Source organism: Arthrobacter russicus, from assembly GCF_031454135.1.
Lineage (GTDB): Bacteria > Actinomycetota > Actinomycetes > Actinomycetales > Micrococcaceae > Renibacterium > Renibacterium russicum.
In genome coordinates this window covers 2,476,231-2,501,743 of record NZ_JAVDQF010000001.1, presented here as the reverse complement: position 1 = coordinate 2,501,743, position 25,513 = coordinate 2,476,231, and the positions used below count along the sequence as shown (strand labels likewise).

The window sequence follows — 25,513 nt, the reverse complement described above, 5'->3', positions numbered from 1 at the left end:
GGGTACGGATACAAATCCGCACCAAGTGTTACCAGTGTAACAGTATTGCGAATCATTTTCGGACAACGTGTCCGGCATCACGGCGGCGGGCGATCCGGGTCGCCCGGCACGCTTACCATGAAGACATGCCTGCAGCGCCCCCGTCCGCCGGCCGCGCTTGGGAAGGCCACCCGCGCGGGAGCAATGCCTATCGCAGGATTCTGGTCGCCCTGGCCTGCGCCGGCGTCGCCACTTTCGCCCAGCTCTATTCGGTCCAGGGCGTGCTGCCGCTGATCTCCGCGGACCTCGGGGTCAGCGCCGCGGATGCCGCGCTGACGGTCTCCGCAGCCACCGTCGGACTCGCTTTGGCGGTGATCCCCTGGTCCGCGGCGGCAGACCGGATCGGCCGATTGCGCGCAATGTATTTTGCCGTGATCGGAGCCACGGTCTTCGGTCTGATCGTCCCGCTCATGCCGAACCTGTCCGCGATCTTGGTGGTCCGCTTTTTCGAAGGCGTGTCCTTGGGCGGGATACCCGCCCTGGCACTGGCCTATCTGACCGAAGAAGTGCACAAACTGCACGCCGGGATCGCGGCCGGCACCTACGTCGCCGGGACGTCGATCGGCGGCCTGCTGGGCCGGGTCGTCGCCGGACCGGTGGGCGACTTCGCCGGTTGGCGGATCGGTGTGCTGGCGGTCAGTCTGCTTTCCGGGCTCGCCGCAGTCGGCTTCATCCTGCTGGCGCCCCGGCAGCGGGGCTTCGCGAAACGCTCGAAGCACGACGGCGGCCCCGGCCTGGCCGGACGGCTGCTCGCCAATCTGCGCAACCCTGCCCTGCTCGTGCTCTACGCGCAGGGGCTCCTGCTGATGGGCGGCTTCGTCGCGGTCTACAACTACCTGGGCTTCCGGCTCGGTGCGGATCCGTTTTTCCTGCCGGCCACCTTGACCAGCTTGCTGTTCCTGGCTTACCTGGCCGGGACTTTTTCCTCCCGGTTCGCCGGTGGCCTGAGCGCCCGCCTGGGTCGCCGCCGGGTGCTGGCTGGTGGCACTTCGGTGATGATCGTCGGGGTCGCCCTGACCATGGCCCCGTGGCTGCCGGTGATTCTCCTGGGCCTGTTGGTGCTGACCGCGGGCTTCTTCGCCGCCCATGCGATGGCCTCCGGCTGGACGCCGGTCTTGGCCAAAACCGGGCCGGCCCAGGCGGCAGCCTTGTACAACCTGTTCTATTACATCGGCTCGAGTCTGATCGGCTGGTGCGGCGGCATCGTCTTCCAATCGCTGGGCTGGGACGCCTTGGCGCTCATGGTGATCGTCCTGGCCGGCCTGGCCATGGTCCTGGCCTGGCTCGCGCTGCGCCGGCACACCGATGCGGGTATCGGTGCAGGATAAGCTGGAAGGCGATGGAAAACAGCACATACCGCCCGCAACCGGTCTCCTTCGTGCGCCGGGGCAGCCGCCTCCAAGGGCGCCGGGAAAAGGCTTGGGAAGAGAACCGCGAGCAGTTTCTGATCGATGTGCCGCGGGCTTTGGCGGACACCTCGGTCGATCCGGAGTACCGCTTCGACGCAGCCGCGGCTTTCGGCCGGGATGCCGAGTTGGTGCTGGAAATCGGTTCCGGGCTGGGCGAGGCCGTGGTCCATGCCGCGGCCGAAGCGCCGGAGCGAGATTTCTTGGCGGTCGAGGTGTACCTGCCCGGCTTGGCGCAGACCGTGCAGCGGGCAGCAGCCAATGGCCTGCAGAATCTGCGTGTAGTCCAGGCGAATGCCCCCGAGGTGCTGGCGACCATGATCCGGCCTGGATCGCTCGCCGAGGTCTGGACCTTTTTCTCCGACCCCTGGCCCAAAGCCAAACACGAAAAACGCCGTTTGGTGACCCCCGAGTTCGCGGAGCTGGTGGCGCGTTCGCTGCGCCCCGGCGGGCTGTGGCGGCTCGCCACGGATTGGGAACACTACGCCGAACAGATGCTCGAGATCGGTGAAGCCTCGACCCTGCTCAATGAACACGAAGCCTGGGCGCCGCGGTTCGAGGGCCGGATCATCACCAGTTTCGAGAACAAGGCCCATCTGGCCGGTCGCACGGTCCGGGATCTGACTTACCGCAAACCGGCCTAAGCAGCAGCGGCATTCACCGAGATGCCGTCGACGATCTGTTTGACCCACTGCGCATCGGGCTGCTGCCCGGGCTCGGTCACCGGGTCGAGCAGAGTGAGGCCGAAGAATTCACCGGTGCCGAACTTCATGCCCACCACGGTGGCGATCCGCTGGTTCCCGTTCTGATCGGTGAAGTCCACCGCGACCGCGTAGCTCTGCTTGCCTTCACTAGCTATGCTGCCCGCCATCTGGATCACCCCGTGGTAGGTGAAGGTGTAGAAGCTCGCGAACTTTTCGGTCCATTCGATGGTTTGGGCGTAATCGTGCACCGTGTCGTCGTCCCGGACCATCGAGAACAGGATGTCGCCGGGAATGCTGATCTGCTCGGATTGCGGACCGCCGCTGGAGTCCGCCAGGAGGAACGAACCGTCCGGCAGCACGGCACTGAAACCCAGTGCGGAGTGAAGTTCAATCGACACGCTCAACCAACGTCCTTTCGATCCGGCACGATCCCGGAGCCTGCTGCGGTTTTCGGTTGGCCGTCATCGGTGGCCGACCGGGGTGAAGGCCTGGATTTTCTCGTCTCCGGCCAGTTTGAAAAGCGTACCCACATTGCTGGTGACTTCAGTACTCTTGCCGATCTTCAACGACGCGGCCCAAGCGTCCATGTCGACCAGATTCGTCTCCGCTTTGGCCACGGTGTTGACCTGCATGGTCACCGCGCTGCCCTTGTAGATCTGCTGCAGATCACCGACCATGGCCGCGGTGTCTCCGGTACCCATGTGGCCCATGAACTGCGTGATGATCTGCTGGTTCTGCGCCGTGTAGGGGATGTCCATCTGCACGGTTCCCTGGTCGCCGGCGCTCAGTTTGAAGCCGCCCAACGCCCCCTTGTCCAGCCCGTCGATTTCGGATTTCGCACCGAAGGACTCGGACAGGTTGCCTTTGGCGCTGATCGTGAGCTTCTGGATGTTGTTGTCCCCATCCATCGTGATCTTCGCGCCCACTTCGCCGTCGCCGGCCAGCTTCAAGTTGTTGCCCAGGTCCAAATCGGCCTTGACGTTCAGCGTGCCGGAGGCGCTTGAGGTGTCTTTGGTGAGGTTGTGTTCGTAAGCCAGATCCATTTTGACCCCGCCGCTCACCCCGGAGTCGCCGCCGCCGAGCTTGCCGTCGGCGTAAACCGAGAGGGTGCCCTTAACCGAATCGCTCTGCGAGACCGAGTGGTTGGCTTGCGCCGCGCCGTTGAGTTTGTCGTTGATGTAATCGACGGGATTGCCCACGATCTTCTTGACATCGCCGAACCCGTCCGGCGGCAGTCCGTTCACCATTCCGTTCAATGCGCCCTCGGCGTCGGCCTTGTTCTTGAAGAGGTAGGTCCGGCTGATTTCGCCGGTCAAGGTGGCACCCGCATTGACGCCGGGCTTGCTGTTCTCGTCTTTGGCGTTCCCACCGCCGGGGTTGTTGACCCCGCCGCCGATGTCCCCGGAAACTTTGAGCGAAGCCGAACCGTCGGCGTTTTCGGTGATTTCCGACGCCAAATGCGCGCCGCCGTGCACCCAGCCGGCCCGGCCATCGATGCCGATCGTGGTTTTTTCTTTGAAGACCGGGATCGTGGCTTTCGCCTCATTGGTCAGATCCGAGCGGAGCTGCTCCACGGCTCCCGCCGGCAGCTTCGACTGGATCGCCAGCAGATCCGAGCCCAACGCGTTGCCCCGGCTGTCCTTTCCTTGCATGAGGTACTTCTTGTCCTCATCGGAAAGACCATTCCACCACTTCTCGACCTCGTCTTTGGAGGCCCCTTGCATCTTGGCCAATTGCGAGCGCAGGTCCGCCTGATGCTGCTTGACCTGCTCCGGCGTCGGGCCTGGCACCCCGCCCGGGCCGCCACCGTCGACCGCCGACGTCCGATCCTGGTCCGCCGCCTGCTGCACGAGTTTCTTCGACAGGCCGCTGAGCGCATTCGCCGTGCCATTGAGCTGCGGCCGCATCCGACTGTTCCAATCGGCGCGGAACTTCATCGCGTCGCCGCCGCTCCACGGGCTGTGCTGCACCGCCGGGCTCAAGGAACCCACGGCGGAATTTATCTGGTCGGCGGCGCTGCCGAATGCCTGCGCCAGGGCGCGCAGTTGATCGGTATCCGCACCGAGCATTTGGTCATTCATCCGAGTCCTCTTGGTCGCGACGGCGTCGTACCGTCAAAGCAGCTTAGGTTCAAGCTCTAAGCTACACAGACCAAGCACAGGATGACCATGGGCAGAACTACCCACCAAAGCTACCGCCACGCCCGTCCAATCACCGGATCCAGCGGGCAGAGACGTTCCTCCCCGCGGAAACCCTGACGGACGGGCGTCGCGGCGGACGCCGAAGTCAGACCGAGGCGTCTTCGAGTTCCTCGTCGTCGATTTCCTCGAATTCCACGGCCGCGACCACCTTGCCGGTCGCGGGTTCGAGCATGAACGCTTCGGTCTCTTCCTCGACCATGACGAAGTCGCCGTGGTCGGTGCTGAAGTGCCAGGCGAATCCGCTTTCGCCGTTGTACTCGAAGTCCGGCTGGCCCAACGTGATGTTCTGCAGCTCGTAGCCGGCCACATCGCACAGTTCGCGGATGATGATCTCGAAATCGGGCATTTGGGCCTGTGCGGCCTCCGCCGCTGCGGCCTGCCGTTCGGCCAGATCCGGCAAGGCCGCGCTGAGCGCATCGACGGCGGCGTCGATGTCGGCTTCCGGCAGCACCTCGAGATCCAGGCCGCGCAGCCACGCCCCGTTCAGCTCGGTCAAGTCGGTGTGTTCATTCTGCACCGCGATTTCCTCGTCCAAGTCGTCGAAGGGCCCCTCGACGCCGTCCGCTTCGTCGTCGTCATCATCGTCAACCGATTCGTCGTCGGCCGCCTCGTCGGCGAGGCGAGCCGCATCGTCCTCATCGTCGTAGTCATCGTCATCTTCGTCGTCATCGTCGAGCGAGCCGTTGAGGTAAAAATCCTGCTCTTCCTCGGGCAGCGCGGCGAATTCGGCCAGACCCTTTTCGAGCAGTGCCAGATGCTCCGTGGCCCCCATCGCGGTCAACCCTTCGCGGAGGTAACCGAGCAGATCCTCGTCCAGATCCGAGGTGAAGATGAATTGCTCGAACCCGCCCTCGAGCACTTGGGTCAAATAGAAATCCGCGTAGTAGCTGCGCAGTGCATCGGCGGCGATTTCGGCATCGGTGAGATACCCGTCGAACAGCGCATTGACGATGCTGACGTTCGCGTCGACGACGTCGTCGTTTCCGGCCGCAAGGCTTTCTTCGGACAAAATGGGCTTGGTCTGAACGCTGCTCATGCTGGATCCTCACTCGGGTGGAAGATGCTGGCTTGCCTGACACTGTCGAAGGTACTCAGCGGTTTCGGCTTCGGCCATGATTTGCGGGTGAACGTTGGGCGAATCTCCGGAACACATTCGGTGCAGGTCCGCCGCACCGGGAACCGGACTTTCGGAAAATCCTCCTGCGGTATGAGCCCGGCGTGATTCCGCGGCCAGACGCGGGGTATGCAACAAAGCCGGCGACTGCGGTTACAAGCCGCACAGTGACCGCACAGATTCGGCGGAGATGGTGAATTGATGGATACCGCAACCCTGCCCCGGCTCTACCTGGACGACGGTTCGTCGGGCGGCAGAAGTGCACCCGGAGCCCGGCCCGGCACGCCGAAAGCCCGCCGACGGATTCGCTCGTTCAGCGCCTTCGTGACGATTCTGCTCAGCCTGGCCTTGGCCGCACTGCTGCTCTGGCATCGAAATCTGCCCAGTGCGGGCGGACTCAGCATGGCACTGGAGAGCTTCCTGCCCTGGCTCGGCTTGCTCAGTGCGGTGCTGCTGATTCCGGCGGTCCGTTCCCGCTCGATCCTCGCCTGGGCCAGTTGGCTGGTCCCGGTGATCGCCTGGTGCCTGATCTTCGTCCCGGGCATCCTGCCGCAACCGGCATCCGCTCCGGCTTCCGCAAACAGCTTGGTTGTCGCCACGCAGAATCTGCAGGCGAACCGGTCCGTCCTCGGCACCGGCAGCTCGCTGCTGGCGCAGAACGCCGACCTGATCGCGGTGCAGGAACTGCCCTCCGGACGACTGCCGGACAATCTCGACGCCGACTACCCGTACCAGGCCCAGGGCGGCTCCGTGGCGCTGCTGAGCAAGTTCCCGATCCTGGAATCGCAGTCGCTGCAGCTCGAAGGATTGAGCTGGGTCAGGGCCCTGCATGCCACAGTGCAGACTCCGGTCGGGAATATCAGCGTCTATGTGGTGCATGCGGCCTCGGTCCGGCCGGGCGAATATGCCGGACGGGACGCCATGCTGGCGGACTTGCAGCAGCGGATGGGACAGGATCCGGCAGAACGCACGCTGGCGCTCGGCGATTTCAATGCCGCGAGCACGGACCGGGTGCTGGCCGGCTTCCAGCAAGGGATGACCGAGCACCTCGCCAGCGACGGCGGGTTCGGCTTCACCTGGCCGGCCCAGTTTCCGGCCACCCGTCCAGACCACATCTTCAGCAAAGGAATGACGGTGAACCACGCTGCGGTACTGGCACCGGCGGGCAGCGACCACCGGGGCCTGATCAACACTCTGAGCTGGTGAGCTCCCCAGGTCGAATCCTTCGCCGGGCATTTGTTCCGGCATCGGGTTCGAGAAAACCAAAAGATTGCCTATAACAACCAGAAAACCGGCGAAACATCGAATTCATTCCATTCCCCGACGGTTAATGGTCTATTCCCAGGAAGCATCCAGTCTGCGCATCAATGGTTGATGGAACCCATCGCCGTGGTCGGCAACCCGCCGATCCGCAAGATGGGCCCGGAACCCCATCGACATAAGGATGACAATGCGAAAGAGCGTCAAAGCAGCACTCTTTGGAATGATCGCCCTAGGCCTGGTCTTCACGGGCACCAGCACTGCCGGAGCGGCCAGCACGCCGAGCCCGCGGATCGTCGGCGGCGACACCGCCAGCATCAGCGACTATCCCGCCATCGTCGCGGTCAACCAAGCCAATGGCGGCAACTGGTGCGGAGGCACCTTGCTGGCCGCGAACAAGGTGCTCACTGCTGCGCACTGCGTTGACGGCAAAACTCCCGGTTTCTTCAGCGTCAACGGCGGCAGCGCAAACCGCACGGGCGGCCCGAACTCTTCAACGGTGAAGAGCATCTGGATGGCGCCCAACTACAACGGCAGCACCTTCGAGAACGATTACGCGGTCCTGACCCTCAACACGAACTTCTCCGGACCAGTGGCAACTCTGGAGACCAATCCCGCAGTCTATGCCGCCGGCACCAATGCCACGGTCCTCGGCTGGGGCACCACCGCGAGCGGCTCCTCCAACTACCAGAGCAAGCTGCGCAAGGTCGATGTGCCGATCACGAGTGACTCGGCTTGCGCATCGGCCTACCCGCAGGGCAGCTCGAAAGGAACCTACTACAACGACTCGATGGTCTGTGCCGGATTCGCCCAGGGCGGCAAGGATTCCTGCCAAGCCGACTCCGGCGGTCCGTTGGTGATCAACGGCCGGCTGGTCGGCGTGGTTTCCTGGGGCTATGGTTGCGCCGGCAAGAACGCTTATGGCGTTTACACCCGGGTGACCAGCTACGTGGATTCGATCAACGCCCAACTCGCCAAGTAGTCAAGTAGTACCTGGCAATCTCGATTCCAGTTAGCCGCTTGGCTTTGCGATAGTCGGATATCCGTCAAACCGCTATCGCAAAGCCGGGCGGCTAACCTTTTCGGATCAGAGCCCTTCCAGCAATGCCGCAACTGCGGCGAAATAGGATTCTGCAGACTCGTCCTTCGCCATGGAGCGACGCACGATGTATCCCTGGCAGAGTCCGACGACGGCCGGCGCCAAGAGCCGGGCCCGGTCCTCGGCCGCCGAATCGTCCAATCCCCGCCCGCGGCGGAACCACTGGCGCAGGTATTCCGCCATTTGCCCGGTGAGTTCCTGGACTGCAGCCGCGGCAACGGAGCGAATCGCGTCCGTCTGCACTGCTTCACCCCAAACCTGGAGCGCCAGCCCGGTTTTGGCCACTTCGGGCATGCTGCGCAGGAACCTGGCGACCGCCTCGCTCGGCGGCGGTATCTCAACCCCCTGAGCCAGCTCGAGCATCGCTCCGATCCGTTCCTGCAACATGGCCCGGGCGGCATCCGCAGTGAGTTCGTCCTTGCCCCGGTAGTAGCCATAGATCGCGCCCGCCGACAGTTCCGACTCGGCGACGATGTCCGCCATCGAGGTCGCGGAGAAGCCTTTTCGGGCGAAACAGGCCAAGGCCGCGTCTTGAATCCGCTTCCGCATCTGCTCCCGATGCGCTTCAGTCACTTTCGGCATGGTTTCATATTATCAAAAACGAACGTTCGTTTTGACATTAGGGCGACACGCTCCATAATAGAGAACGAACATTCGTTTTAACCTCTCCGCCTAAGGAACCGCAATGTCCAACCAGCCCAGCCCGATCAAGGACGGCTTGCACAATCCGCACACCCCGTGGCCCGTAGTAGCCCGCACCGCTTTGCTCGCGGCCCTGGCCGTCTGCATCGTGCTGTTGGCTTTCGCCTGGCCCAGCGTCACCACAAAGGTCCAACAGCTGCCGATCGCGGTGCTCGGCAGCTCCGAGCAAATCGCCCAGCTCGCCCAGAAAGCGCCTGAAGGAGCCCTGGACATCCGCTCCGCCAATGGCCGGGACGATGCCAAAGCGCAGATCGAAAACCGCGAGATCTACGGCGCGGTCATCCTCGGCGCCCAGCCTGAAATCCTGGTTTCCAGTGCTGCCAGCCCGATCTCGGCGCAGCTGTTGACCCAATTGGGCACCCAACTGCAGTCGCAGATCCAGCAACAAGCCATCACCGGCTTGCAACAGGCCCTGGCCCAAGGGGCGCCGGCCGCCGGGGCGCCCGCGGCAGCGATTCCGACAGTCAAGATCACCGACGTCGTACCGCTTTCCACCGATGACCCTCGCGGCACCGGGCTGGCCGTCGCGGGCCTGCCCCTGGCCATGGGTGGAATCGTCGGCGGCGTGCTGATCTCGCTGCTGGTCACCGGAACCTGGCGCAGGCTTGCCGCGGTCGCCGGCTATGGTGTTTTGGGCGGCCTGGGCCTGACCACCATCATGCAAGGCTGGCTGCACATCCTGCAGGGCGATTTCCTGGTCAATGCTGCCGCGATTTTCCTGGCAGTCGGCGCAACCGCGGCCGCGATCGTCGGGCTGAATGCCTTCATCGGCCGCGCCGGGATCGCGGTCGGCTCGGTGCTGACCATGTTCATCGGCAACCCGCTCTCCTCACTCACCCAGCCCAAAGAATTCCTGCCCGGACCCTGGGGCGAGATCGGCCAATGGTTCGTGCCCGGAGCCTCCGGAACGCTGTTGCGGGATCTGTCCTATTTCCCGAGCGCGAACACCGCGTTCCAATGGCTGGTCTTGGCCGGCTGGCTGGTTGCCGGGTTGGTTTTGACCATGGTCGGCCATTTCCGGGACCAATCCGGAATTCCACAGCACGATCAGCCCCCGGCCGCCGAGCCTGATCAGCCAGCGCCCGGGCACCGCCGCGCGCATGCCGCGATCAGCTGAACCGCCTGACCGAACACCGTTAAAACCTTGCGGCCCGTACTGAATTCAGTACGGGCCGCAAGGGCTTGATCTCCACAGGGCTCAGTCGTGGTGGATGGGCGGGACCGGGCGCCAGATCACCATGGCCTGGCTCCGCGCCCGCGGCCGCTGGCCGCGGAGCAGGCTCTCCACATCACCGGTCGAACCAGCAGCGAACACCCGTTGGGCATTGCCCTGCTGGGCCAGCTGGTCGCCGAGCTCCTTGACCTTGGCCTGCAAGGCCGCCACCTGGTTTTCCAACTGCATGATCCGCTTGATCCCCTCGAGCGAAACACCGGCATGGGAGAGCCGCTGGATTTCCCGCAGCATATCGACGTCGTAAGGCGAATAGCGGCGGGAACGGCCCGGCGCCCGGCTCGGTGAAACCAGACCCAAACGGTCGTACTGGCGCAAGGTCTGCGGATGCATCTCGGCCAGTTCGGCGGCGACCGAAATGACGTACAACGGAGCGTGGTCTTGGGAAATCATCGGCTAAAGCCTGGCCTTCCCGGCAAGATCGGCCCGGGGATTCTCCCCCGAGGTCGCGGCTTCGAACTCCTTGACCGCTTGCTCGGCTTCTTTGTTCAGTTTCTGCGGCACCGCCACATCGATGGTCACCAGCAGATCACCGGTGGCCTTCGAGGTCTTCACGCCTTTGCCCTTCACCCGCAGCGTGCGGCCGGACGGGGTGCCGGCGGGCACCCGGACCTTGACCGATTCGCCGTCGAGCGTCGGCACCGAAATGGTCGCACCCAAGGCAGCCTCCGGGAAGCTGACCGGCACGTGGATCCGGATGTTGTTGCCGTCCCGGACGAAGAAATCGTGCGGCGTGACCTGCACTTCGACCATCAGATCGCCGGAACCGGCGGCTCCGGGCTGCCCTTTGCCACGGACCCGGACCTTTTGTCCGTCTTTGATCCCGACCGGAATGCGGACCTCGATCACTTCGCCGTCCGGCTCGCGGAGGCCGATCGTGGTGCCGTTGATCGATCCGGCGAAGGAAATCGTGGTTTTCGCGGTACGGTCCGCCCCTTTGGTCGGGCGCGGCTGCTGGTAGCCCTGGTAGGCGCCGCCGAAAATATCGGCGAACTCCGGGGGCAATCCGGAAGCATCGTAGCCGCGGCTGCGGGAGCCGCCGCGCGCGTTGTTGAACAGGCCGCCGAACATATCGTCGAAGCCGGCGCCGCTTTGCCCACCGGCGCCTCCGGCACTGAATCGGGCGCCTGAGCCCATGGCGCGGATCGCGTCGTATTGTTCCCGGTCCTCGGCGCTGGAAAGCACCGAATAGGCCTCGGAGATGTCTTTGAACTTCTTCTCCGCGGCGGCATCGCCCTGGTTCTGGTCCGGGTGGTATTTGCGGGCCATCTTGCGATAGGTCTTCTTGATGTCCGCATCCGAGGCGTCCTTGGAGACACCGAGGATTGCATAGAAGTCCTTATCGACCCAGTCTTGACTAGCCAAGGTATCTCCTTTCGTTTCTATTGAAGACTATCGAGCGGCCAGATCTGCAGGCTAAAACTTGGTTGAAACCTGCAGATCTGGCCACTCGATGCGAATTATTCCGGGACCGCAACGATCACCTGGGCGGCGCGCAAGACCCGCTCGCCCTTGCGGTAACCGGAGCGCAGCACCTGGCTGACCGAGTCGGTCTGGACCTCGGCGCTGGGTTGCTGGATGAGCGCTTCGTGCACGTTCGGATCAAACTCGACGCCGATTTCGTCGATGCGCTCCAGACCATAGGTCTTCAGCGCAGCTTCGAGCTTGGCTGCGATCGCGGCGAACGGGCCCTCGGTCAGATCGCCATGCGTGCGGGCCGCATCGACGTCGTCGAGCACCGGCAGCAGCGAGTTCAGCACGCCGATCACGGCGCTCTCCCCCGCGACCGCCCGGTCCCGCTCGACGCGTTTGCGGTAGTTCACGTATTCGGCCTGCAAGCGCAGCAGATCGTTCTTGAGCTCTGCGGCATCCACCTGCCCGGCGCCCTGGGCCACCGACTCGTCGGCGGGCACCTCGGCATTGTTCAGGATGTCTTCGACTTGCGCCAAAGGATCCTGCTCCTCCGGAACGTCCCCGGCGGGACCCGTTGCCGGGTCCACGTCGGTTTCGTCTTTTTCGGGGTTGCGGCCCTGATCAGATTGGCTCTGGTCGGACATGACTACTTCTTCTCGTTCTTCGGTTCTTCTTCGTCCACGATCTCGGCGTCGACGATGTCTTCGTCGGGCTTGGCATCTTCGCTCGGGGCGTCACCGGCAGCGCCGGCACCCTCGGCCTGGGCCGAAGCGTAAATCGCTTCGCCGAGTTTGGTCTGCGAAGCCTGCAGCTTCTCCGAGGCCGCCTTGACCGCGTCCTCATCGGTGCCGGCCAGCGCGGTCTTGAGCGCCTCGACGTCGGCCTTGACCTCCGTCTTGACCTCTTCCGGCAGCTTGTCGTCATTGTCGGTGAGGATCTTGTCGACCGAGTACGCCAGCTGCTCGGCGCTGTTGCGGGCCTCGGCCTGCTCACGCCGGGCCTTGTCCTCTGCAGCGTGTGCCTCAGCGTCGGCGACCATGCGCTCGATGTCTTCCTTGGACAGCGAGGAACCGCCGGTGATGGTCATCGACTGCTCCTTGCCGGTGCCCTTGTCTTTGGCCGACACGTGCACGATGCCGTTGGCGTCGATGTCGAAGGTGACTTCGACCTGCGGCACGCCGCGCGGAGCCGGTGCGATGCCGGTCAGTTCGAAGGTGCCCAACGGCTTGTTGTCCCGGGTGAACTCGCGCTCGCCCTGGAACACCTGGATGGCCACCGAAGGCTGGTTGTCGTCCGCCGTGGTGAAGGTCTCGGACCGCTTGGTCGGAATCGCGGTATTCCGCTCGATCAGCTTGGTCATCACGCCGCCCTTGGTTTCGATGCCGAGGGAAAGCGGGGTGACGTCGATGAGCAGCACGTCTTTGCGTTCGCCCTTGAGCACGCCGGCTTGCAGCGCGGCGCCGACGGCGACCACCTCGTCCGGGTTGACGCCCTTGTTCGGCTCCTTGCCACCGGCCAGCTGCTTGACCAATTCGGTCACTGCGGGCATCCGGGTGGAACCGCCGACCAGCACGATGTGGTCGATGTCGGAAACCTTGATCCCGGCCTCGGCGATCACGTCCTGGAACGGCTTCTTGGTGCGCTCGAGCAGATCAGCGGTCAGTTCCTGGAACTTCGCCCGGGTCAGCTGCTCGTCCAAGTGCACCGGACCGTCAGGGGTGACCGAGAGGTACTGCAGCGAGATGTTGGTGCTGGTGGCCGAGGAGAGTTCCTTCTTGGCCTGCTCGGAAGCTTCGCGCAGACGCTGCAGCGCGATCTTGTCCTTGGAGAGGTCGATGCCCTTGACCTTGAGCTGGTTCAGCAAGTAGTCGACGATCCGCTGATCCCAGTCGTCGCCGCCCAGGCGGTTGTCGCCGGAGGTGGCGCGGACCTGGATCGTGGAGAAGCCGTCGTCGTCTTTGCCGACTTCCAGCAGCGAGACGTCGAAGGTGCCGCCACCGAGGTCGAAGACCAGGATGAGTTCGTCTTCTTTGCCTTTGTCCAAGCCATAGGCCAGCGCCGCCGCAGTGGGCTCGTTGACGATGCGCAGCACGTTCAGGCCGGCGATCTCACCGGCTTCTTTGGTGGCCTGGCGCTCGGCGTCGTTGAAGTAGGCAGGAACCGTGATCACCGCGTCGGTGACCTTTTCGCCCAAGTAGGACTCGGCGTCGTTCTTGAGCTTCATCAGGGTGCGGGCGGAGATTTCCTGCGCGGTGTACTTCTTGTCGTCGATGCCGACGGTCCAGTCGGTGCCCATGTGGCGCTTGACCGAGGCGATGGTGCGATCGATGTTGTTGACGGCCTGGCGCTTGGCGATTTCGCCGACCAGGACTTCACCGCTCTTGGAGAACGCGACGACTGAGGGGGTGGTGCGGCCGCCTTCGGCGTTCGCAATGACGACGGGCTCGCCGCCTTCGAGGACGGAAACCACCGAGTTGGTGGTTCCGAGGTCGATGCCTACTGCACGTGACATGTTTTTTCCTTTCGGGATTTCTTACAAGTTGAGTGTTCTAATATCAACTTTACGCTTGAGTCGACCAATGTCAAGTCTAAGTTGAGCCATCTGTGCTCAACTTTGGAAAAAGCTGTGCGGCGACCATCGATCGCGCTGCGGCGTGGTCCCACTGAGTCGACCGCGTGACTGGGACAGAACGGGTTTGTCCCACTCAGTTGGCGAACTCAGTGGGACCGGGCCGAATCCAATTCAGCGCGGTGCGATGCCCTTCAAGCGCATCACCGCACGCACCACGTGGACATTCGCCGTTGGCAGCAGCCTGGCCAGCAAATCCTGCGCTCGTCCGTCGCTGATGAAAATCCGCGCCCGGTTGCGCAGCACACCGTCCAGGATGATCCGCGCCGCCCGGGCCGGCTGCGTCCCCTGCTGGAGCATCTCATGGAATCGCTGGCTGGAGCCGTCCTGGTAGTCGGCATGCAGCGTGATATCAGTGGCCACCGCGCCGGGGTGCACCGTGTGCACGGTGACATGGCGGATGCCACGGATCCGGTGCTCGGCCCGCAAACTGTCGGTGAATCCGCGCACCGCGAACTTGGTGGTGCAGTAGGGCACCAGATACGGCAAACCGAGGATGCCTTGGCTGCTGGAGATGTTCACGATCGCAGCCTCCGGACGGCTCAGCAAGTGCGGATAGCAGAGCTGGGTAGTGTGCACCACACCCCAATAGTTCACCCCGGTGATCCGTTCGAAGTCCGCCGCCGTGAGATCGCCAAAGGTCCGGTCGCCCAGCGCAATCCCGGCATTGTTGATCAGCAGATCGAAGCCACCGAAGCGCGCCAACACCGCCTCGACGAAACGGTCCACAGCTTGCCGGTCCGAGATGTCGACCCGTTCGGCGAAGAACTCGGCTCTTTTGCCGGCCAGCTGCTCCTCGGTCTGCTCCAGCCCGGTGATGTCGCAGAACGCGACGATGGCGCCCCGGCTGGCGAGTTCGTTGGCCAGCGCGTTGCCGATGCCGGTGCCGCCGGCTCCGGTGACGATCGCTACCTTGCCCTTGAGATTCTTCATGCTCGTCCCCTGCTCTGCGATCGGTTCCTGCTCAGGAACTCCAGATAATCGTCCGCTGCCCGGCCCGGTGCTTCGAGCATCGGCATATGGCCGAGGTCTTCGTAGATATTGAGTTCTGCCCCCGGTATTCGCCGGTGCAGCAGATGGGCCGCACTGACGTCTACCAACTGGTCGCGGGCTCCCCAGACCACCAGCGTCGGCACGGCCAGCCCGGCGAGATCCGCCTCGCCGAGTGGCTCAAAACCGTGGAAATCGGCGAAGATTTCCGCGTAGGACTGCTTCCGGTCGATGTAGTCCCGGGCCAAGCCGGCCCGGGCCGGAGCCGGATTGAACGGGGGCCGGTGCATGGTCATCGGATACAGGCGGCTGAAATCCGCCGGCGAGTCGAGCAGGAACGGATTGTCCCCCGCAGCCACCAGCCGGTCCAACCGGCTTGGCTCCCGCCCGTCGACCCCTGCCGCATCGCTCAACCCGATGCTGGCGATCCGCCCGGCATGCCCCAGACCCAGATGGGCGACGATGAAGCCACCCATCGAATTGCCGTAGACATGCGCGGTCGGAATCCCCAGCTTGTCGAGCATCGCCACGACCCGGCGCGCCTGGTCCCGGGGCGAATACCCGAGGCCGGGCCGGAAAGGCGTCTGCCCATGGCCCGGAAGGTCCGGGATCAATACTCGGTACGAATTCAGCAGTCGCCCGGCGAAACGGATCCAAATCCGCTTGTCCGCAGTGAAACCGTGCAACAGCACCACCGCCTCTGCCTCGCGGTCCCCGCCGTCGAAATAGCTGAGCGGAAGACCCTCTACCGGGACCACTCCGGTCGCCAGACCGCGCAGCCGTGCTTCCGCCTGCCAATTGGCGGCGTACAGCAGCTGACCGAACCGCTCATAGGTTCGGCGCAGCGCACCGGCCGCGCTCATGCTTCACCATCGGGCCGACGTGCGGCAAGCCAGGCCGAAGCCGGGTAGGCAGAGCGGTCCAGAATCGACTTCATATCCACGGAGACCAGCCGATTCATCAGCCGCTGCGGCAAGAGCCGGGCGCCCAACCAGGTGCTGGCGGCCCGGTTGCCATAGACGATCCTGGTCCGCGAGCTGCCCAGCCGATTGAAGACTAGTCGAACCACATCCTCGGGAGAGGTTTTCAGGTACTTGCCGCGGAAGGCCTGGGTGGCTTGGCTCCGCGTGATGTTGGTGTCGACGCCACCGGGGTGCAAGGTGTACACCCGGACCGGCGTATCCATCAGCTCGGCGGCAAGGCACTCGCTGAAACCGCGCACCGCGAACTTGGCTGAGCTGTAATCGCTGTGGTTCGGCGGCCCGATCAGACCGAACAAACTAGAGACATTCACCAGATATCCCGGGTCGCCGTCGAGCAATTGCGGCAAGAATGCGCGGGTGCCGTTCACCACACCCCAGAAATCGATGCCCATCACCCGCTCGAACGATTCCTCCGAGGTGGCCCAAAAGGGTTGCCCTTCGCCTTCGACGCCGGCGTTGTTGATGACCACATCCGCCGGGCCGAGTTCCGCGGCGACTGCTTCGGCGAATGCCGTGAAATCGGCGATCGAAGAAACATCGAAAACCCGGGCTAGAACCTGGGCCGGCGCGCAAAGACGTACGGTCTCGGCCAGATCCCCCGGGTCGACGTCGTTCAGCGCCACCCGGGCACCGCGCCGCACCGCTTCCAGCGCGTAAGCCCTGCCCATACCGGATCCGGCCCCGGTGACCACCACGACTTTCCCGTTCAACGATTTCACGCCGCGACCTCCGCCTCGGGAACCGCGCCCGGTGCCTGGTCCGATCCGCCGCGCCAGGTCAGCAGGTGGTCGGACCGTTGCAACCGTTTCGCCCAGCGCCGGTAGGTGAAGGTGAAGCCGGGGAACATCGCGGTGACATGCCCGTCCCGGGACTGGTACCAGGAATTGCAGCCGCCGCGTTTCCAAACGGTCTGCTCCATCTCCGCGTGGATCCGTCGGGTGTACTTGGCCTCGGCCGCTTCGCTGACTTCGATCGCCGTCGCGCCCCGGGCACGGACCTCGCCGATGCAGCGCATGATGTATTCCATTTGGGCCTCGATCACGAAAATCGCACTGGTGTGGCCGATTCCGGTGTTCGGCCCGGTGACCAGGAACAGGTTGGGGAACCCCGGCACCGTGGTGCCCAGGTAGGCGCGCGGGAAATCGGCCCAGAAGGCGGCCAGACCGCACCCGGCGCGCCCGGTCACCGGGTACGGGATGAGACCGTCCGTCGCATCGTAGCCGGTAGACCAGACGATCGCGTCCACTGGGATGTGCCGGCCGGAAACGGTCCAGATTCCTTCCCGGTCAATCCGATCGATCCCATCCGCGGCGTCGTGCAATGTGGTGTTGCCGGCTGCCAACGCCGGATAGTAGGCATTCGAAAGGATGATCCGTTTGCAGCCGATGGTGTACCCGGGCGTCACTTTGCGCCGCAGCTCCGGGTCGGCCACCTGCGAGCTGATGAGTTTCAATGCCCGGCGCCTGGCCACCAGATTGAGCATCCGTTCGGAGTACTTGAACCCGATGATCCGGGTTTCCAACCCCGCGTAGATGGCGGCCCGGACCACTCGGCGGAGCACCGGAGCATTGACCAGCCGGCGCTGGAACGGACTGAATTCCCGATCCGGCCGGGGCATCACCCAGTGCGGGCTGCGTTGGAAGACGTGCAGTTCGGCGACTTCCGGCTGGATCGCCGGGATCACCTGCGCCGCGCTCGCTCCGGAACCGACCACCGCGATCCGGGCTCCTGCCAGCGGGACCGAATGGTCCCAGTCATTGGTGTGGAAGGCCGGGCCGGCAAAGCTGTCCTTCCCCGGGAAATCGGGCACCACGGGAGTGCTCAGCGGGCCGGTGGCGTTGATCACGAATTGGCCGCGGAATTCCCCGCTCTGCCGGGTCTTGATCAACCATTCGCCCGCCGGCCCGTCCCATTCCAGCCCGGTCACCTCGGCGCCGAGCACCGTGCGTTCGGCCAAGCCGTGCCGGGCGATGACGCGTTCGGTGTAGCCGGCGAGTTCCGGTTGCCCGGCGAACATCCGGGACCAGGGGTACGGCTCGAAAGAAAGCGAATACAGCGGAGATTGCACATCGACCGCAGCGCCGGGATAGCTGTTCTGCTGCCACGTCCCGCCCATGAAACTGCGTCGCTCCAGGAGCAGGAAATCGTCAATGCCACGCCGTCGGAGGTTCGCCGCCGCGGCCATCGCCCCAAAACCGGTCCCGATGATGACGACGGCGGCCTGCCGGATCTGTTCGGACATCGAGCCTCCCCAAAGTGGTAACGATTGTGACCAGATTATCAAAAAAGTGTGCCCGGGGTCACACTTTTTCGGATTATTCGCTCGGGCGCTCCGGTAGCGTCTCGTCCAGCTGCACCAACATTGCGGCGCAGGCCTGCAACAACCGCACGATAGCCTCGGCGATCTGCGCTTGCGGCTCCTCGAAACCCTGCTTCACCCAGACCATCGAGACATGGCTGATTCCGCCGGTGAGCATGCGGAGGATCACGGTACGCGTCACCGGAGCCACCTGGAAGGTAAGCCCCCAAGCATCCAGGAGCCCGCCGAAGAACGCCGTGAATTCCTCCATCCGGCCCAGATAGGCCGCTTCCACCCGCTCGCTGACCCCGAGCACTTCGAACCAGACCACTCGGGCCAGGCGGGGGTCCGCCCGGATCTCAGAGAGGAAGGCATCCACACCACTGCAGAAGGTGCCGGTCAGATCTGGCGCATCGAGCGGAATCGCCGCAACCACGACCTCGACCAGCCGGTCCAAACACGATGCATAGACGGCCAGCAGCAAGTCTTCGGTGCTGGCGAACTCCTGGTAGAACGTGCGGTGCGAAACCCGCGCCGCAGAACACAATTCCCGCACCGTCGTCGCCCGGTAGCCGCGGGTGCCGAACAGCTCGAGGCCGGATTCGAGCAGCCGCAGCCGGCGCCCCGCCGCACGCGTCGAATCGGGCTCACCGGCATATCTGCGCCCCTGGCTTTCCACCCGCTACCCTTTCTCCGACCGGGGCGGCCTCGGCAGCCCCACTGTTGACACCCCACCTTTGAGAATAGTGGCCACCAGGCCCGTCCAATCGCACCCTTCACCGGGCTCAGCCGTCCCTGCCCACCGAAAACCCGAATTGGACGGGCGCGGGGCGGGCGAAGCGAGGTGAGGGCGGTTCGAATTCGGCGAATTCGGCGAAAGGGGTTGACGTGGAATCCACTCGAGGTTTAGTTTCCATATATGGAAAGTTCCAAGATTGGAAAATACGAGGCCGAACCGGCGCAAGAAGCCCGGCTCGACGCGATTTTCTCCGCCTTGGCGCACCCTGTCCGCAGACACCTCATCGATTTGCTGCATCAAGGCGATGCCACGGTCAATGAACTGGCGGCTCCGTTCGAGTTGGGCACGCCCGCCATCTCGAAACACCTGACAATCCTGGAAAAAGCCGGGTTGATCAAACGCACGGTGAAGCAACAATGGCGCACCTGCAGCCTCGAACCGACCGGCTTCGTGCACCTCAAAGACTGGACCGAACACTATGCCAATCTCTGGGAAGGCAGCCTCCAGCGCCTTGACACCCTCCTCGAAAAACTCCAAGCAACTACACCTGAAAAGGAACCGGAAAATGACTGAAGTACGCAAGGAAATCATTGAGCACGGCATCATCCTCAGCTGCGATTTCAACGCTCCGCGGGAACTGGTTTTCCGCACCCTCTCGGAATCCGACCTCATCCAGCAGTGGTGGGGGCCGGAAGGCTTCCCGGTCAACAACTCGACCATGGACTTCCGTCCGGGCGGACAGTGGCTGTACAGCATGCGCAGCGACGAAAGCGGCGAAGAGTTCTGGTCGAAGGCCAGCTACGTCGAGATCGTGGCGCCGGAGAAGATCGTCTGGACCGACGCCTTCTGCGATGCGGAGGGGAATGTCAATGAAGATCTGCCCCAGGGCAGCATGACCATTACGCTGACCGAGCAGGACGGCGTGACCACCTTCCGCAACGAGGTCGCTTTCACCAGCAATGAAGAGCGCGATCAGATCGTCGCGATGGGCATGATCGAAGGCATGACCATGACGCTCAACCAGCTGGAAGGCCTGTTGGCCGAGCTGGAAAACGCCTGAACCGCGGCCGGAGCCGGGCGGCACGGAAATCCGGGAATGTAAAGATTTCGCAAAGACCGATTACTCTCCGGTAACTTTCCTTCCGCCCGGCTCCGCCCACCAGGGACGATAGATGCATGCGCATTGAAATCGTGATTTTCGACGGATTCGACGATCTGGACGCGCTGGCCCCGGCCGAGGTTTTGAACATCGCAGCCAGGGAGGGCGCCCCCTTCGACGTCGAGTTGGTCGGTGTGCGCAGCCCGGGCCTGGTTCAATCCGCCTGGAAGACCCAGATCTTCGTGGAAAACGTGCTCGGCAAGCCGGACGCGGTGATCATCCCCGGCGGCGGCTGGGTGGCCAAACCCGCCCACGGCACCTGGGCCCAGGTGCAGGATGGATTCCTGCCCCGGAAACTCGCCGAAATCGCACCCGGCCTGCAGTGGGCCGGATCGGTGAGCACCGGCGCGATGGTGCTGGCGGCCGCGGGCATGCTGCACGGCCGGGCGGCCACCGCGAGCCAAGGCGTCCTGGAGGAGTTGCGGGCGGCCGGAAGTTTTGTGGTCCCGCAGAAAGTGGCCGACGACGGGGACCGAATTACCGCAGCCGGACTCACCTCGAGTCTGGACCTGGCGTTGTGGATCACCGACCGGTTCGCCGGGGCCGAGATCGCAGCCCGGACTTCAGTGGCCATCGGCTACCGGCCCTGGGATGAAGTGTGGACCAGGGGCACTGCGGCCTAGACTTGGCGGACCAAAAGCACAACACAATATTGGGGGAATTCATGTCGCCGAGCATTGCGGAGCTGACTGGACAAGGAAAGAAACTACGCGGCAGCCTGCCACGTGCGGCGCAGGCTGATTTCGCCGCCTTGGACCGGGACCCGGTGAGCATCCTGCAGGACCAGAACCGCAGCCGGCTGCCCGAGCTGGTGCCAGTGCGGATCGGCCGGATGCTGCAGTCGCCGTTCGCCTACTACCGGGGCACCGCCTCGGTGATGGCCGCGGATTTGGCGCAGAACCAGCACACTGGAGTATTGCTGCCTTCCTGCGGCGATGCGCACATTTCCAATTTCGGGCTTTTCGCATCGGCCGAGCGGCAGTTGATTTTCGACCTCAATGACTTCGACGAAGCCGGTTTGGCGCCTTGGGAATGGGACCTGAAACGACTCGCTGCGAGCGTCATGGTCGGCGCCCGGGACAACTCGATGAGCGAGCAGCAGGCCACCAGCGCCACCCGGTCCGCGGTAGCCGGCTATCGGCAGACACTGCTGCGGCTGATGGCTTTGACCGCCCTGGAACGCTATTACTTCCAAGTCAACACCGACGGGGTCCAGGACCAGCTCAACTCCGACGAACAGAAGCTGTTGCGCAAGGCCAGCCAAAAAGCCCGTGGACGCACGTCGGAACAGGTACTCGGCAAAATCGTTGCCCGGCATGAGGACGGCGTCTCCCGAATCGTCGACCAACCGCCGATCATGCGCCATGTGCCGCATGCCGAGCCGCACGAATTCGCCCGGCTGTTCCAGGAGTACAGCAGCACGGTGCGCTCGGACATCGCGGTGCTCCTGCAGCAATTCACTCTGGTGGACTACGTGCTGCGGGTGGTCGGCGTCGGCTCGGTGGGCACCCGCTGCTATGTGATGCTGCTCGAAGGGCCCGCGGGCGAACCGTTGTTCCTGCAGGCCAAGGAGGCCCCGCCCTCGGTGCTGCAGGTTTACGGCGGAATGCCCAACGGACTGCCGCCCGGAGTGGATCCGCACCGGGGCGGCTCGGAGGGCCACCGGGTGGTCGCCAACCAGAAGATCCTGCAGGCCTCCTCAGACCCCTTCCTCGGTTGGATCCAAGGATTCGCCGGCGACGACGACGATCGCCGCCGGGTCGATTACTACTGGCGCCAGTTCCGCGATATGAAGGGTTCGGTGGAGACCAACGGCTTGTCCGCCGCCAACTTCACCAGCTACGTCGAGTGGTGCGCCCGGCTCCTGGCCCGGGCGCACAGCCAGACCGGGGCCGGCGCGGTCGCGGCCGGCTATCTGGGGCGCAGCGAGCGGTTCGACGAAGCGATCGTGGCTTGGTCGGCCAGTTACGCCGACCAGTGCGAAAAGGACTACGCCGCCTTGCAGTCGGCAGTGAAAACCGGCCGGATGCCGGCCGAATTCGGCGTCTGATCCGGAGTGGAAGCCAGCCGGCCTGCGTCACACCACGCACATCGGCGATCGTCTAGTATTTCCAGGTGCAACCATCCCTGTGGCTGGCCTTGTTGGCCGCCTGCCTGCTGATCAGCTTCACGCCCGGCGCCGGCGCGATCAACACCATGAGCAACGCGCTCAGCTCCGGATTCCGCCGTGCTTTGTGGGGCATTCTGGGCCAGCAGGCCGCTCTGCTGCTGCAAATCGCCATCGTCGCCGCCGGCGTCGGGCTCCTGGTCGCCTCCTCGCCGATCGCCTTCCACCTGATCCGCTATGCAGGGGCGGCGTATCTGGTCTATCTCGGCGTGCGCAAGATCTTCAGCCGGCCCGTTGAGCCTGCCCCGGAGGCGGCATCGGCAGCACGGGAAAGCGCCTTCTCGATGTTCCGCCGGGGTTTCTGGGTGAACTTGCTCAACCCGAAGGCAATCGTGTTCTTCCTGGCCTTCGTACCGCAGTTCATCCGGCCGGACGCGGCGTTGCTGCCGCAATATCTGGTCTTGGCGGCCACCGTGGTCTTGGTGGACATCGCGGTGATGTGGCTGTTCTTCGCCGCAGCGGCCCGTTCACTGCGGCGATTCACCACGAGCCGGCAAGGCGAAATCATGCTCAACCGGGTCTTCGGCGGACTGTTCATCGGCGTCGGGGTGCTGCTCGCCGTGGCTTGAACAGCGGACGGGCCCGGCGGCCCGGCTCAGAACTCCAGCAGGACCTTGCCCGAGCGGGACGGATCACCAGCTAGCTCGAACGCCTCCAGCATCTGCGCGACCGGAAAGACCTGGGTCACCACCGGATCCGCCCGCAACGAGCCGTCGGCCAGCGCGCCGAGCACACGGTCCAGTTCGCCGTTGAACCGGAACGAACCGGCCAACTGCAATTCCCGGCTCACCGCGAGTGAAATATCCACCGGTTGCGGACCGGCCGGCAGCAAACCCACCATCACCACTTTCCCGCCGCGGGTTGCGCCGCGCAGCGCCAGGTCCAGTCCGCTGTGATGCCCGGAGGATTCGAAAACCACGTCGGCATGGATCGCGCTGATCTGATCCTCAGTCGCGGCCTGCAAGGTCCCGGTGGCGCCGAGCTCGCGCGCGATCTGCAGCGGCTTGGCCTGCAAATCGACGGCTATCAACTCCCGTGCACCCAGCGTCCTGGCTACCGCGACGACGAGCGAACCGATCGGCCCGGCCCCGATCACCAACACCTTGGCCCCGCCGAGCACACTGCCGCCGTCGGGCCGGAGTCCGGCCTGCTCCACGGCGTGCCAGGCCACTGAAGCCGGCTCGGCAATCGCCGCCGAACGCAGCGGCAGGCCGTCCGGCAACCGGCGCAGCATCCGCCCGGGCAGCGCGACATAACGGGCGAAGGCGCCCTGGGTGTGCGGGAAACGGGCGGCACTGCCCAGGTAAGTCCCGCCGGGCGCCAGGTTCGGCCGGCCAGCCGGGTACGGGGTGCCGTCGGCATCGGCACGCGGCGTCGCGGGGTGGATTGCAACCTGGGTGCCGGCCGCGGGCGAGCTGCCGTCCGCGGCGGCTTCCAGCACGGTGCCCACCACTTCGTGGCCCAGCAGCATCGGCTCGCGGAGAATCGACTGGCCCGCCGCGCCGTGCCGCCAATAATGCAGATCGGACCCGCAAATCCCGCCGTAGGCGATCTGCAGCAAGGCCTCGTCCGGGCCGGGTTCCGGCATCGGCAATTCGACCAAACGCAGATCGCCCTTGGCGTGGATCTGCACTGCGAGGTTTGCGTCCATGGTTGCTCCCGATGGTTCCGGCGGCCGCTCGGCCGACCGATTCAGACGACGGCGGTCATGCCGCCGTCGATGAAAATGGTTTGCCCGTTGACGAAATCCGAGGCGTCCGAGGCAAGCCATACGGCCGGCCCGACCAAATCCTGCACGGTCCCCCAGCGGGCGGCAGGGGTCCGGCCCAACACCCAGGAATTGAACGCGGCGTCGTCGACCAGGCTCTGGGTCATTTCGGTGTGGATGTAACCGGGGGCCAGAGAATTGATCTGCAAGCCGTGCTTGGCCCATTCCGCGGCCATCGCCCGGGTCAGGTTCCGCACCCCGCCCTTGGCCGCGGTGTAGGCCGCAATCGTCGGTCTGGCCAATTCGCTCTGCACCGAGCCGATGTTGATGATCTTCCCACTGCCGCGGTCGATCATCGGCGCGGCCAGCGCTTTGCCGATCAGGAACAGGCTGCTCAAATCGGTTTTCAACACGCGTTCCCAATCCGCGAATTCCAACTCCAACAACGGCACCCGGTGCTGCAGGCCCGCGTTGTTGACCAAGACGTCCGGTACGCCGGCCGCCGCCATGATTGCGGCGATCCCGGCTGAAACCTGCTCCGGATCGGTGATGTCGAAGGCACTGGTGTGGACTCGACCGGCACCGAATCTGGCCCGGAACTCCGCCGCCGCAGCCTCGACCCGCTCGGCCTGCCGGCCGTGCAGCACCACCGTGGCACCGGCCTCGGCCAGCCCTTCCGCGATCGCGCGGCCGATGCCCCGGCTGGATCCGGTGACCAGGGCCATTTTGCCGGTCAGATCGAACATCATTCCCGTCCTTCCACGACAGTCCGCACCACTGCGAGGTCCTGGCCCCCGAGCCCCTGCTCCACCAGCGCTGCATACCGGTCGCGGGCGGCACGGCTCAGTGCAGCGTCGGTTCCGCTCTGTTCCGCGGCGTCCAGGAAGAAGCCAAGGTCCTTGAGCATGAATTGCGCAGCACCGCGGACCCGGAAATCCCGGGCTGCGATCCGCGGCCCGATCTGGCGCAGCACTGCAGAATCCGCCAAACCTCCGGAGAGGACCTCGAGCAGCTGCTGGCCGTCCAGGCCGGAGCGTTCGGCGACCACCACGGCTTCGGCGAGCGCCGCTGCGGTCAATCCGACCAGCACTTGGTTGCAGGCTTTGGCCAGCGAACCGGCGCCGAGTCCGCCGAGCCGTTGCGCCCTGCCCATTGCGTCGAAGACCTGTTTGACCCGCTGGAACGCTGCTTCAGAACCACCGGCCATGATCGCGAGCGTGCCCTGTTCGGCGCCTTCGGTACCGCCGCTGACCGGAGCATCGATCAGTTCCGCGAGCCCCTCGAGCCGCGCGCCGAACCGGACCACGGCGGCCGGCGAGACGGTGCTCATCACCACGAGGGTGCGTGGCCGGGCCACCGGCGCCCCGCCCCAGCGGACGATCAGCGGGGCGAGCAGCTCCTCGATCTGCGGCAAATCCGGCAGCATCGCGATCACGACGTCGGCGTCGGCCGCTTCCGCAGGATCCCCGAGCAGCTGGGCACCTGCCTCCCGCAACCGCTCGGCAGCCGGCCGGGACCGGTTCCACACCGAGGTTTCGAACCCGGCCCGCAGCAGGTTCCGCGCCATCGGTTCGCCCATTTTGCCAAGGCCGAAGAAGGCGATCCGTGGTCGTTGCTCCGATGCATCCATAATGTCCAACATACTAGCCACCTTTCAGTATGATGAACAG

The 25,513-nt window shown here is 64.5% G+C and carries 26 protein-coding genes; 10 read left to right on the top strand and 16 right to left on the bottom strand.

Annotation, left to right across the window (positions count from 1 at the left end):
• Positions 1 to 125 precede the first annotated feature (125 nt).
• Positions 126 to 1,367 (top strand): MFS transporter, encoded by a 1,242-nt coding sequence (locus tag JOE69_RS11655; RefSeq protein WP_309798899.1) that lies wholly within the window; start codon positions 126 to 128, stop codon positions 1,365 to 1,367.
• A gap of 11 nt (positions 1,368 to 1,378) precedes the next feature.
• On the top strand, positions 1,379 to 2,089 hold the full coding sequence (gene trmB, locus JOE69_RS11650; protein ID WP_296365634.1) for a tRNA (guanosine(46)-N7)-methyltransferase TrmB: 711 nt from the start codon (positions 1,379 to 1,381) through the stop codon (positions 2,087 to 2,089).
• Here the strand turns inward: trmB and JOE69_RS11645 are convergent.
• From JOE69_RS11645 to JOE69_RS11635, 3 genes are all read right to left on the bottom strand, one after another.
• Entirely contained in the window at positions 2,086 to 2,547 is a 462-nt protein-coding gene (locus JOE69_RS11645) for a hypothetical protein (protein WP_309798896.1), read from the bottom strand. The genes trmB and JOE69_RS11645 overlap by 4 nt on opposite strands.
• Before the next feature lie 63 nt (positions 2,548 to 2,610).
• Positions 2,611 to 4,230 (bottom strand): WXG100 family type VII secretion target, encoded by a 1,620-nt coding sequence (locus JOE69_RS11640; protein ID WP_309798894.1) that lies wholly within the window; start codon positions 4,228 to 4,230, stop codon positions 2,611 to 2,613.
• Positions 4,231 to 4,435: 205 nt separating this feature from the next.
• Positions 4,436 to 5,386 (bottom strand): DMP19 family protein, encoded by a 951-nt coding sequence (locus JOE69_RS11635; RefSeq protein ID WP_309798892.1) that lies wholly within the window; start codon positions 5,384 to 5,386, stop codon positions 4,436 to 4,438.
• 279 nt (positions 5,387 to 5,665) lie between these two features.
• Here JOE69_RS11635 and JOE69_RS11630 point away from each other — a divergent pair, with 279 nt between their 5' ends.
• Positions 5,666 to 6,670, top strand: coding sequence for an endonuclease/exonuclease/phosphatase family protein (locus JOE69_RS11630; protein WP_309798890.1), 1,005 nt, complete (start codon positions 5,666 to 5,668; stop codon positions 6,668 to 6,670).
• Positions 6,671 to 6,914: 244 nt separating this feature from the next.
• Positions 6,915 to 7,706, top strand: a complete 792-nt coding sequence (locus JOE69_RS11625) for a S1 family peptidase (protein ID WP_309798888.1) — start codon at positions 6,915 to 6,917, stop codon at positions 7,704 to 7,706.
• Positions 7,707 to 7,811: 105 nt separating this feature from the next.
• Here the strand turns inward: JOE69_RS11625 and JOE69_RS11620 are convergent, their stop codons facing one another.
• The gene (locus tag JOE69_RS11620) at positions 7,812 to 8,405 is read right to left on the bottom strand and encodes a TetR/AcrR family transcriptional regulator (protein ID WP_309798886.1); all 594 of its coding nucleotides are present in this window, start codon (positions 8,403 to 8,405) and stop codon (positions 7,812 to 7,814) included.
• Between the two features lie 103 nt (positions 8,406 to 8,508).
• Between JOE69_RS11620 and JOE69_RS11615 the strand changes: the two genes are divergently transcribed.
• Positions 8,509 to 9,642, top strand: coding sequence for an ABC transporter permease (locus JOE69_RS11615; RefSeq protein WP_309798884.1), 1,134 nt, complete (start codon positions 8,509 to 8,511; stop codon positions 9,640 to 9,642).
• An 81-nt stretch (positions 9,643 to 9,723) separates the two neighbouring features.
• Here JOE69_RS11615 and JOE69_RS11610 read toward each other — a convergent pair whose 3' ends face one another.
• The 9 genes from JOE69_RS11610 to JOE69_RS11570 all read right to left on the bottom strand — a co-directional run bounded on the left by JOE69_RS11610 (position 9,724) and on the right by JOE69_RS11570 (position 18,749).
• Positions 9,724 to 10,149 (bottom strand): heat shock protein transcriptional repressor HspR, encoded by a 426-nt coding sequence (locus tag JOE69_RS11610; protein WP_309798881.1) that lies wholly within the window; start codon positions 10,147 to 10,149, stop codon positions 9,724 to 9,726.
• 3 nt (positions 10,150 to 10,152) lie between these two features.
• A complete protein-coding gene (locus JOE69_RS11605; RefSeq protein WP_309798877.1) occupies positions 10,153 to 11,121 on the bottom strand; it encodes a DnaJ C-terminal domain-containing protein in 969 nt (322 codons plus the stop codon).
• Between the two features lie 95 nt (positions 11,122 to 11,216).
• Positions 11,217 to 11,813 (bottom strand): nucleotide exchange factor GrpE, encoded by a 597-nt coding sequence (locus JOE69_RS11600; RefSeq protein WP_309798875.1) that lies wholly within the window; start codon positions 11,811 to 11,813, stop codon positions 11,217 to 11,219.
• Between the two features lie 2 nt (positions 11,814 to 11,815).
• The gene (gene dnaK / locus JOE69_RS11595; protein WP_309798872.1) at positions 11,816 to 13,681 is read right to left on the bottom strand and encodes a molecular chaperone DnaK; all 1,866 of its coding nucleotides are present in this window, start codon (positions 13,679 to 13,681) and stop codon (positions 11,816 to 11,818) included.
• 231 nt (positions 13,682 to 13,912) lie between these two features.
• A complete protein-coding gene (locus tag JOE69_RS11590; RefSeq protein ID WP_309798870.1) occupies positions 13,913 to 14,731 on the bottom strand; it encodes an SDR family NAD(P)-dependent oxidoreductase in 819 nt (272 codons plus the stop codon).
• Entirely contained in the window at positions 14,728 to 15,651 is a 924-nt protein-coding gene (locus tag JOE69_RS11585; protein WP_309798868.1) for an alpha/beta fold hydrolase, read from the bottom strand. The genes JOE69_RS11590 and JOE69_RS11585 overlap by 4 nt, the downstream gene beginning before the upstream one ends.
• On the bottom strand, positions 15,648 to 16,490 hold the full coding sequence (locus JOE69_RS11580) for an SDR family NAD(P)-dependent oxidoreductase (protein WP_309798867.1): 843 nt from the start codon (positions 16,488 to 16,490) through the stop codon (positions 15,648 to 15,650). The genes JOE69_RS11585 and JOE69_RS11580 overlap by 4 nt, the downstream gene beginning before the upstream one ends.
• The gene (locus tag JOE69_RS11575; protein ID WP_309798865.1) at positions 16,487 to 18,013 is read right to left on the bottom strand and encodes a flavin-containing monooxygenase; all 1,527 of its coding nucleotides are present in this window, start codon (positions 18,011 to 18,013) and stop codon (positions 16,487 to 16,489) included. The genes JOE69_RS11580 and JOE69_RS11575 overlap by 4 nt, the downstream gene beginning before the upstream one ends.
• Positions 18,014 to 18,086: 73 nt before the next feature.
• Positions 18,087 to 18,749 (bottom strand): TetR/AcrR family transcriptional regulator, encoded by a 663-nt coding sequence (locus JOE69_RS11570; protein WP_309798863.1) that lies wholly within the window; start codon positions 18,747 to 18,749, stop codon positions 18,087 to 18,089.
• Between the two features lie 240 nt (positions 18,750 to 18,989).
• Here JOE69_RS11570 and JOE69_RS11565 point away from each other — a divergent pair, with 240 nt between their 5' ends.
• The 5 genes from JOE69_RS11565 (at position 18,990) to JOE69_RS11545 (ending at position 22,704) form a co-directional block, all read left to right on the top strand.
• Positions 18,990 to 19,382, top strand: coding sequence for an ArsR/SmtB family transcription factor (locus tag JOE69_RS11565; protein ID WP_309798861.1), 393 nt, complete (start codon positions 18,990 to 18,992; stop codon positions 19,380 to 19,382).
• Complete coding sequence (locus JOE69_RS11560; protein WP_296364482.1) at positions 19,375 to 19,869, top strand: SRPBCC domain-containing protein; 495 nt, start codon at positions 19,375 to 19,377, stop codon at positions 19,867 to 19,869. Before JOE69_RS11565 ends, JOE69_RS11560 begins: the two co-directional genes overlap by 8 nt.
• A gap of 116 nt (positions 19,870 to 19,985) precedes the next feature.
• Positions 19,986 to 20,591, top strand: coding sequence for a DJ-1/PfpI family protein (locus tag JOE69_RS11555; RefSeq protein ID WP_296364483.1), 606 nt, complete (start codon positions 19,986 to 19,988; stop codon positions 20,589 to 20,591).
• Positions 20,592 to 20,632: 41 nt separating this feature from the next.
• Positions 20,633 to 22,018: a DUF2252 domain-containing protein gene (locus JOE69_RS11550; protein ID WP_309798857.1), complete on the top strand. Its 1,386-nt coding sequence runs from the start codon at positions 20,633 to 20,635 to the stop codon at positions 22,016 to 22,018.
• A 65-nt stretch (positions 22,019 to 22,083) separates the two neighbouring features.
• The gene (locus tag JOE69_RS11545; protein WP_309798855.1) at positions 22,084 to 22,704 is read left to right on the top strand and encodes a LysE family transporter; all 621 of its coding nucleotides are present in this window, start codon (positions 22,084 to 22,086) and stop codon (positions 22,702 to 22,704) included.
• Between the two features lie 26 nt (positions 22,705 to 22,730).
• On the opposite strand, the gene JOE69_RS11540 is transcribed toward JOE69_RS11545, so the two are convergent.
• Genes JOE69_RS11540 through JOE69_RS11530 form a run of 3 tightly spaced genes read right to left on the bottom strand, consistent with a single transcriptional unit; the run spans position 22,731 to position 25,485 of the window.
• A complete protein-coding gene (locus JOE69_RS11540; protein ID WP_309798853.1) occupies positions 22,731 to 23,786 on the bottom strand; it encodes an L-idonate 5-dehydrogenase in 1,056 nt (351 codons plus the stop codon).
• Positions 23,787 to 23,827: 41 nt separating this feature from the next.
• The gene (locus JOE69_RS11535; RefSeq protein WP_309798851.1) at positions 23,828 to 24,589 is read right to left on the bottom strand and encodes an SDR family oxidoreductase; all 762 of its coding nucleotides are present in this window, start codon (positions 24,587 to 24,589) and stop codon (positions 23,828 to 23,830) included.
• Positions 24,589 to 25,485, bottom strand: coding sequence for an NAD(P)-dependent oxidoreductase (locus tag JOE69_RS11530; RefSeq protein WP_309798849.1), 897 nt, complete (start codon positions 25,483 to 25,485; stop codon positions 24,589 to 24,591). The genes JOE69_RS11535 and JOE69_RS11530 overlap by 1 nt, the downstream gene beginning before the upstream one ends.
• Between the last annotated feature and the right edge of the window lie 28 nt (positions 25,486 to 25,513).

Bases quoted from the DNA above. Each gene is read 5' to 3' on its own strand.
- JOE69_RS11615 (WP_309798884.1), top strand. From the start codon at position 8,509: ATGTCCAACCAGCCCAGCCCGATCAAGGACGGCTTGCACAATCCGCAC.
- JOE69_RS11550 (WP_309798857.1), top strand. From the start codon at position 20,633: ATGTCGCCGAGCATTGCGGAGCTGACTGGACAAGGAAAGAAACTACGC.
- JOE69_RS11625 (WP_309798888.1), top strand. From the start codon at position 6,915: ATGCGAAAGAGCGTCAAAGCAGCACTCTTTGGAATGATCGCCCTAGGC.
- JOE69_RS11565 (WP_309798861.1), top strand. From the start codon at position 18,990: ATGGAAAGTTCCAAGATTGGAAAATACGAGGCCGAACCGGCGCAAGAA.
- JOE69_RS11620 (WP_309798886.1), bottom strand. From the start codon at position 8,405: ATGCCGAAAGTGACTGAAGCGCATCGGGAGCAGATGCGGAAGCGGATT.
- JOE69_RS11610 (WP_309798881.1), bottom strand. From the start codon at position 10,149: ATGATTTCCCAAGACCACGCTCCGTTGTACGTCATTTCGGTCGCCGCC.
- JOE69_RS11655 (WP_309798899.1), top strand. From the start codon at position 126: ATGCCTGCAGCGCCCCCGTCCGCCGGCCGCGCTTGGGAAGGCCACCCG.
- JOE69_RS11585 (WP_309798868.1), bottom strand. From the start codon at position 15,651: ATGAGCGCGGCCGGTGCGCTGCGCCGAACCTATGAGCGGTTCGGTCAG.
- JOE69_RS11575 (WP_309798865.1), bottom strand. From the start codon at position 18,013: ATGTCCGAACAGATCCGGCAGGCCGCCGTCGTCATCATCGGGACCGGT.
- dnaK (WP_309798872.1), bottom strand. From the start codon at position 13,681: ATGTCACGTGCAGTAGGCATCGACCTCGGAACCACCAACTCGGTGGTT.
- JOE69_RS11590 (WP_309798870.1), bottom strand. From the start codon at position 14,731: ATGAAGAATCTCAAGGGCAAGGTAGCGATCGTCACCGGAGCCGGCGGC.
- JOE69_RS11530 (WP_309798849.1), bottom strand. From the start codon at position 25,485: ATGTTGGACATTATGGATGCATCGGAGCAACGACCACGGATCGCCTTC.
- JOE69_RS11600 (WP_309798875.1), bottom strand. From the start codon at position 11,813: ATGTCCGACCAGAGCCAATCTGATCAGGGCCGCAACCCCGAAAAAGAC.
- JOE69_RS11535 (WP_309798851.1), bottom strand. From the start codon at position 24,589: ATGTTCGATCTGACCGGCAAAATGGCCCTGGTCACCGGATCCAGCCGG.
- JOE69_RS11540 (WP_309798853.1), bottom strand. From the start codon at position 23,786: ATGGACGCAAACCTCGCAGTGCAGATCCACGCCAAGGGCGATCTGCGT.
- JOE69_RS11630 (WP_309798890.1), top strand. From the start codon at position 5,666: ATGGATACCGCAACCCTGCCCCGGCTCTACCTGGACGACGGTTCGTCG.
- JOE69_RS11640 (WP_309798894.1), bottom strand. From the start codon at position 4,230: ATGAATGACCAAATGCTCGGTGCGGATACCGATCAACTGCGCGCCCTG.
- JOE69_RS11635 (WP_309798892.1), bottom strand. From the start codon at position 5,386: ATGAGCAGCGTTCAGACCAAGCCCATTTTGTCCGAAGAAAGCCTTGCG.
- JOE69_RS11555 (WP_296364483.1), top strand. From the start codon at position 19,986: ATGCGCATTGAAATCGTGATTTTCGACGGATTCGACGATCTGGACGCG.
- trmB (WP_296365634.1), top strand. From the start codon at position 1,379: ATGGAAAACAGCACATACCGCCCGCAACCGGTCTCCTTCGTGCGCCGG.
- JOE69_RS11560 (WP_296364482.1), top strand. From the start codon at position 19,375: ATGACTGAAGTACGCAAGGAAATCATTGAGCACGGCATCATCCTCAGC.